7 protein-coding genes are annotated in these 6,998 nt (G+C 55.3%); all 7 read right to left on the reverse strand.

The genetic code is table 11. From position 1 onward, the window contains the following. Positions 1 to 197: 197 nt before the first annotated feature. Complete coding sequence (gene pqqF / locus UC15_RS16820; protein ID WP_112289503.1) at positions 198 to 2,366, reverse strand: pyrroloquinoline quinone biosynthesis protein PqqF; 2,169 nt, start codon at positions 2,364 to 2,366, stop codon at positions 198 to 200. A 7-nt stretch (positions 2,367 to 2,373) separates the two neighbouring features. After that, positions 2,374 to 3,507: a pyrroloquinoline quinone biosynthesis protein PqqE gene (gene pqqE / locus UC15_RS16825; RefSeq protein ID WP_369964452.1), complete on the reverse strand. Its 1,134-nt coding sequence runs from the start codon at positions 3,505 to 3,507 to the stop codon at positions 2,374 to 2,376. Beyond that, the gene (pqqD, locus tag UC15_RS16830; RefSeq protein WP_232829931.1) at positions 3,494 to 3,751 is read right to left on the reverse strand and encodes a pyrroloquinoline quinone biosynthesis peptide chaperone PqqD; all 258 of its coding nucleotides are present in this window, start codon (positions 3,749 to 3,751) and stop codon (positions 3,494 to 3,496) included. The genes pqqE and pqqD overlap by 14 nt, the downstream gene beginning before the upstream one ends. Positions 3,752 to 3,777: 26 nt before the next feature. After that, on the reverse strand, positions 3,778 to 4,545 hold the full coding sequence (gene pqqC / locus UC15_RS16835) for a pyrroloquinoline-quinone synthase PqqC (protein ID WP_112289506.1): 768 nt from the start codon (positions 4,543 to 4,545) through the stop codon (positions 3,778 to 3,780). Between the two features lie 12 nt (positions 4,546 to 4,557). Beyond that, complete coding sequence (gene pqqB / locus UC15_RS16840; RefSeq protein WP_112289507.1) at positions 4,558 to 5,469, reverse strand: pyrroloquinoline quinone biosynthesis protein PqqB; 912 nt, start codon at positions 5,467 to 5,469, stop codon at positions 4,558 to 4,560. Between the two features lie 57 nt (positions 5,470 to 5,526). Next, a complete protein-coding gene (gene pqqA, locus UC15_RS16845; protein WP_013578120.1) occupies positions 5,527 to 5,598 on the reverse strand; it encodes a pyrroloquinoline quinone precursor peptide PqqA in 72 nt (23 codons plus the stop codon). Between the two features lie 170 nt (positions 5,599 to 5,768). Further along, positions 5,769 to 6,806, reverse strand: a complete 1,038-nt coding sequence (locus UC15_RS16850) for a dipeptidase (RefSeq protein WP_112289508.1) — start codon at positions 6,804 to 6,806, stop codon at positions 5,769 to 5,771. Positions 6,807 to 6,998 lie beyond the last annotated feature (192 nt).

Raw genomic sequence — 6,998 nt, forward strand, 5'->3', positions numbered from 1 at the left:
AACGGAGCGGCCTGGAGACCCATGGCTCCAGGACCGAGAGAAGGGACCGCTACGCGGCAAGATTTCCAGCCTGTCGCTGTGGTGGCTGAAACATGTCTGACTGCGATAGCGCGCAGTTAAAGAGCCCGGGATTCTTAAGGGTGGCGGCGATAAGCCACCCTTAAGGCCAGTGTGGGTGGCAACCCACGGTTTTGACGTTAAATTATGGTCTTGATCCGCCACGCTTCCCGCCCGCGCGCCCGTACACAAGCCTTAAGTAACTCCGCGGTGACTTCAGCAATGGCTGTCTCATCTACCGGCGGCGCAGCCGCAAACTCCCTCAGCCATTGCTGCCTTGCTGCTTCCAGCCTGTCGACAGGCCAGACTCGCAGCGACTCCCGCAGCGCGCCGCGTTTCTCCTCCAGCGCCTGCGGGCTGATGCCGTCAATCAAAGCGGGGATCTGCGCGATAAACGCATCGATAAACCCCAGCAACGCTTGTGCATCATAGGCGGGCGACTGTAAGGCAAACAAAATCCCGGACTGACGCGCGGTCTGATGGAAACGGCAACTGACCACATAGCCAACATTCTTTTCAACGCGGTATTGCTGGAAGAATAGTGGCTCAAGAAAAGACGCCAGAATCTGCGTGGCGGCCAGACATACGGCGGTGTTTTCGGTCAGCGGCCTGAACACCAGTACCGCCGCGTCGTCACCGGCGGTTACGAATTCATGTAACTTTTCTGACGATTCGCTGATCACTTCTGGCAATTTCGCCAGCAGCGTACGGATCGCAATCTCCGACTCTGCCTTGCGTTGCTCCTGTTCAAAAAGCCGTTCGCCGTGCGTCAGCGCTATAGCCGAGGGCGATCGCAACAGCGCACGTGCTGTGGAGAGCGTACGTGTTACCCATTCCAGTGGCCCGCTGAGCTGCAATAATCCATTTCCCTGAACATGCGTAAAGACCAGCGAATTGCCCTCATGAGCAGATTGCGCACTAAGGGCGCGCAGACAGGCACGGGCGATACAGGCCTGATGTAAGGTCAGGGGCGCGCCGGTGGTGTGAACCCTTTCGTCTGTTTTGTGCTCAATTCCATTAGGTGGGAGATAAAAAGCAAAAGATGATTTTATGACATTGTCACTTATTACGTCCCACTCATCGAAACACACCGGCAGGTTGAAACCTTGTGCGGGCGTACTTCGCCCCAAAATATCGGGCGCAATCCACAGTCGTGTCATGTTCCGCGGATGCAACTCAGCGAGTAATGTTTGCCAGCCATTTTGCGCGGCGGGCGGAAAGTCCAGTGTTCGCGTGCGCAGTTGATCCAGCGGCGTTATGCGGCTGAAATCGTGCTGTGCGAGGGCGGAATAATGTTGCAGATGTGCCGCGCTTAAATCGCGGATCTGTTGCAGCCACAGGCAGAACAGCGTTTCGATTTGGGCACGAATTGCTGAGGTAGTGTCGCAGACGAGAAATTCAATACTGAGAATATCGCCACTGCCGGATGCGTACGGCAGCGAAACCCGCACATCATCGGCCAGCGCCTGCGTCCGCAGGATGTCCAGCAAACTATTCGTTGCCTCGTCTGTCAGTAGCTGACGCAATAAGGTCAGGGCAGGGCAAGGGGTGACCGGGAACGAAAAACGCAGCCGCGGTGAACCGTCAAGACGCAGCTGAAGATGGCGTTCGTCGCGTAATACAACAGGCTGAGCGGGCGCCGGCTGATAACCGTTGCGGGCTGAAAAGGCATTGCCGTAACGTTCTGCCAGCGCTGTCAGTTCTGTGAAAGATTGCGGGCCCTGCAGCCACAGCGTCATATGGTCTGCGGTGAAAAATTGCTGATGATAGTGCGTCAGCGCCCGTTGCAGTGCGGGAATATCCTCGCCGAAAGAGGCACGACTACCGACGTGAAAATCGTGCAGCCGCGCCGGAGTGTTAAACGCCAGACTCAGTGCCGCATCACACAGCGAGTCTGCATGGCCGGTCAGCATGTTGTATTCGGCGTCAATGACAGACACTTCCTGCCTGACCGAATCCTCTGCCAGCAACGGCTGCGCCAGCATATCCACCAGCCGCGCCAGACCCGCTTCAAATTTTGCCGGTGTCATGTCGAAAAACCATGCCGTGGCATTCGCGTGCGTGGTGGCGTTGAGTTTTGCGCCTTCCGCCTGCGCCCACATCATCAACCGTTCATCGCCCTGAAACTCACGGCTACCGGCAAACACGACGTGCTCGAACAGGTGCGCCAGACCGGGAAACGCGGGCGGTTCGTGATGACTTCCGGCATTCAAATGAATGAGTGCGGCAGCACGCGAGGCCTGTGGGTCGTGAAGCATGTTAACCCGCAGGCCGTTTGCCAGCCTCAGTGACTGCACGTCAGGCAGCATCAGCGCATCAGCCCTTGAAGATCAGTTGCGAGTTCGCGCGGTTACGGAACTGTAGCTGATTGATCTGAATGTTGGTGCAGTTCGCCTGTTCGCGTGCGGCGAGGATCATGCCGTGATGTTCAGATTTGGAACACACCGGATCGGCATTGTCGGCATTGCCGGTCAGCATAAACGCCTGACAGCGGCAGCCGCCAAAGTCTTTCTCTTTTTCAGAACAGGAACGGCAGGGTTCCGGCATCCAGTCGAAGCCGCGGTATTTGTTGAAGCCGAAGGAGTCGTACCAGATTTCTTGCAGGGTATTTTCCAGTACCGACGGAAATTCCACCGGCAGCTGGCGGGCGCTGTGGCACGGCAGCGCCATGCCTTCTGGAGTGACGCTCAAGAAAATCGCGCCCCAGCCGCCCATGCAGCCTTTCGGGCGTTCTTCGTAATAATCCGGCGTCACAAACAGCAAATTCGCCAGATTACCGGTTCCGGCCATTTTCTCGCGGTACTGATGTACCACGTCTTCGGCGCGGGCGATCTGCTCGCGGGTCGGCAGCAACCCTTCGCGGTTCAGCTGCGCCCAGCCATAAAACTGACAGGTCGCCAGTTCGACATCGTCGGCGTCCAGCTCAATGCTCAGGTCGATAATTTTGTCGATCTGATCGATGTTATGGCGGTGCAGCACGAAGTTCAGCACCATCGGATAACCGTGGGCTTTTACTGCTTTTGCCATCGCCAGCTTTTGCTGGAAAGCTTTAGCATTGCCCGCCAGCGCGGCGTTCAGCTCTTCGTCGCTGGCCTGGAAGCTGATCTGAATATGGTCCAGACCGGCTTGTGCAAACGCATCGATTTTCTTTTCCGTCAGCCCGATCCCGGAGGTGATCAGGTTGGTGTAAAAACCCAGATCACGCGCACCGCGGATGAGCTCCGGCAAGTCTTTACGCACCAGCGGTTCGCCGCCGGAGAAACCGATTTGCACCGCGCCCATTTCCCGCGCTTCTTCAAACACCTTGATCCACTGGGCGGTGGTCAGTTCTTTTTCCTGTTTGGCGAAATCGAGCGGGTTCGAGCAATACGGACATTGCAGCGGGCAGCGGTAAGTCAGTTCGGCCAGCAGCCACAGTGGCGGTTTGACCGCAGGTTTAAGCAGGTTCACGGAAGGTAATCCACTTTTGTGCATGGGCCTGAGCGAAGAAATCTTTAACGTCATCATTCACGCCACCGGCTTCAGGGAAGCGCTCATTCAGCTCATCAATGATATTGGCAATCGTCCGCTCGCCGTCGACCAGTTGCAAAATAAACGTCGCACTGTCGTTGAGTTTCGCCATCCCTTCCGGATACAAAATCACGTGGCAGTCCTGTGTTTTTTCAAATTGCATGCGGTAGCCGCGACGAAACATCGGCGTGTAGTGTTCGGTAATGGTGATCAAAGGAGTCGTCCTTTGTGCCAGACCGCCTGTTGCGTCACGCTGTGGTACGGCGGGCGGTTAAGTTCGTAAGCCAGGGTCATGGAATCGAGCATGCTCCACAAAATGTCGAGTTTGAACTGCAAGATTTCCAGCATACGCTGTTGTTTTTCAACGGTATCGCAGTATTCCAGCGCCAGTTGCAGACCGTGTTCGACGTCGCGATTCGCCTGACTCAGACGGCTGCGGAAATAGCCGTAACCCTCTTCCTCGATCCATTTGTAATGCTGCGGCCAGGTGTCGAGACGCGCCTGATGGATTTGCGGGGCAAACAGTTCAGTCAGCGAGCTGCATGCCGCTTCCTGCCAGACCGCGCGACGGGCAAAGTTAACGTAAGCATCGACGGCAAAACGCACGCCCGGCAACACCATTTCTTCTGACAGCAGCACATCACGATCCAGACCGACCGCTTCACCCAGCCGCAGCCAGGCTTCGATACCGCCTTCACTGCCGTCATAGCCATCGTGATCAAGAATACGCTGCACCCATTTGCGGCGGGTCAGGGGATCCGGACAGTTGGCCATAATAGCCGCGTCTTTCAGCGGAATGCTGGTCTGATAATAGAACCGGTTCGCTACCCAGCCCTGAATTTGCTCACGCGTCGCCTGACCATTGTGCATCGCAATATGGTAGGGATGATGGATGTGGTAGAACGCGCCTTTGGCACGCAGCGCCTGTTCAAATTCTTGCGGCGTCATCGGTGACGTCGGGTGTGAAGAAGTCGTCATAATCGTATTTACCTAAAGTTTGATGCGCATCCCGTCCCGGCTGACTTCAATATTTTGCTGCGTCAGCGCCTGCCGTTCGGCAGAGGATTCATTGAGGATCGGGTTGGTATTATTAATATGGATGAGAATTTTGCGTTCCGCCGGAAGGGAAGAAAGCAGGGCAATCAGCCCCTGTTCTTCGGCAAGCGCCAGATGGCCCATGTCTTTGCCGGTATTGCGGCCAACGCCGGTGGTCGCCAGCTCGTTGTCCTGCCACAGCGTGCCGTCAATCAGCAGGCAGTCAGCTTTATTGAGCCACTTCATCAGTTCATCATCTGGTTCGCCCAAACCCGGTGCGTACAGCAGCGAGGTGCCGGTTTTCGTGTCTTCAATAAACAGCGCGATATTGTGGCCGGGCAGCGGTTTGCCGCGGTATTTCGAATAAGGCGGCGCGTTACTCAGCAGCGGAATGGCAGTGAATTTCAGATCCGGGCATACGGCCACGGAGAAGCTGTTCTCCGGCTCGATAGCGTGATGCTGCAGGCCGCCATTCCAGTGCGAAAGCATGGTGAAAATCGGGAAGCCGGTAGTGAGATCGTCGTGGACTTCAGGCGTACACCACACCTGATGCGGGCAGCCTTCGCGCAAATTCAGCAGACCGGTGCAGTGATCAATCTGGCTGTCGGTCAGGATGATGGAACCGATGGCGGTGCCGCGCAAAACGTCGTGTTTAATCAGTTCGGGCGTGGCGGCAATCTGGTGGCAAATGTCCGGCGAAGCGTTACACAGCACCCAGTCGGTGCCGTTGTCGCTGACGGCGATAGAAGATTGCGTGCGCGCTGAGGTCTTCATGGTGCCATTGCGCACACCCTGACAGTTGCTGCAATTGCAGTTCCACTGCGGGAAGCCGCCGCCCGCCGCTGAACCAAGTACGATAATTTGCATGTGTGAACCAGGGGAAAGGGAAGGAAGATGCCCACAGCGAACCGTGGGCATAAGGGCTTAGCGGTTAGAAATGTACAGCGTCACTTCTAAGCCTAAACGCAGGTCTTCGAAAGAAGGTTTAGTCCACATGATAACGTCCTCTTGGTGATTACAGTTTTAAGTTCACTGCCACTTTCATTGCGGCAGGTGATCGGCTTATTGTCAAATATCGCCGGTTTGGCTACAGAAATGTTGCGATGGTGCCAGACCGATATTGCCCTGTAAGCCACAGGGATTAGCGCAAAACGCCGGATGAAAAACTATTCACCCCACGTTTGCTTTAATACTTTCAGCCAGTTGCGGTACGCGATTTTTTCGATGAGCAGCTTGCCGTAGCCCGCATCAGACATGGCCTGCAACAGAACGGGCAGTCCGGCGACATCACCCAGCGCGTCCGGCACATTGATACCGTCGAAATCCGAACCAAAACCGACATTTTCTTCGCCCAGTTTACCAATAAGGTTATCAAGATGTTTAACAATTTCGGTGATTGGAGTGTCGCCGTTGCGTTTTCCATCGGCACGCAGAAACGCGGTGCCGAAATTCACGCCAACAAAGCCGTCACTTTCGGCAATGGCGGCCAGTTGTTTATCGGTCAGATTACGCGGTTGCGGGCATAACGCATGGACATTGGAATGGGTGGCGACCAGCGGAGAATCGCTGAATTTTGCTGTCTGCCAGAAGGCTTTTTCGTTCATGTGCGAGACATCGAACAGAATTTTTTTGCGGTTGCATTCACGCATTAAATCAAGCCCGGCGGGCGTCAGGCCATCACCGGTATCCGGCGAACCCGGAAAATCACCTTTCACGCCGGTACCAAACTGATTGGGTAAATTCCACAGCGGCCCGATGCTGCGCAGCCCTTTTTTATACCAGAGTTCCAGCCGTGAATAGTCATCGCCCAGCGCTTCCGCGCCCTCGATATGCATCACCATTGCCAGCACGCCGTGAGCCATACAATGCTCGATTTCGGCGACCGTCCGGCAGATTTTTGCCCGCCCGGATGACTGCGTTTCAAGGCGTTCAAGCAATGAAATCTGCGCCTGCGTGATGGCTAACGCGTCATGCGGTTCTGGCGGAGAATTTGGCTTCAGTTGCGGCATATACGAAGCAGGTGGTACGAAAATGGCGAATAAACCGCCTGCGAAACCGCCGAGACGACAACGCCTGAGATCGAGATGCCCTTCAAGTGCGCCATCAAGAAACTGAGCAGCAGGATCTGCTGCGTCATGCAGCCACAGGCGAAGTAACAGGTCGTTATGACCGTCAAAGACAGGGGGATTAGGGATGGTGTTCATGATGTTAATGGTACTTTATAAAAGAACGAAAATGTATGCGGAATATGTAATGGTTTGTTTGGGTGATGTTAAGTGATTTGACTGACTTGTTTTCATGTGGAGGTGAAAGAAAAATACGGCTTTGACCTTTTGTCTGCTGGTCAGGCAAATCTCAGTCGGCTCCCTCCCCTGCGAAGGGGAGGGTTGGGGTGG

This window comes from Rahnella sp. AN3-3W3 (genome assembly GCF_003263545.1).
Classification (GTDB): domain Bacteria; phylum Pseudomonadota; class Gammaproteobacteria; order Enterobacterales; family Enterobacteriaceae; genus Rahnella; species Rahnella variigena.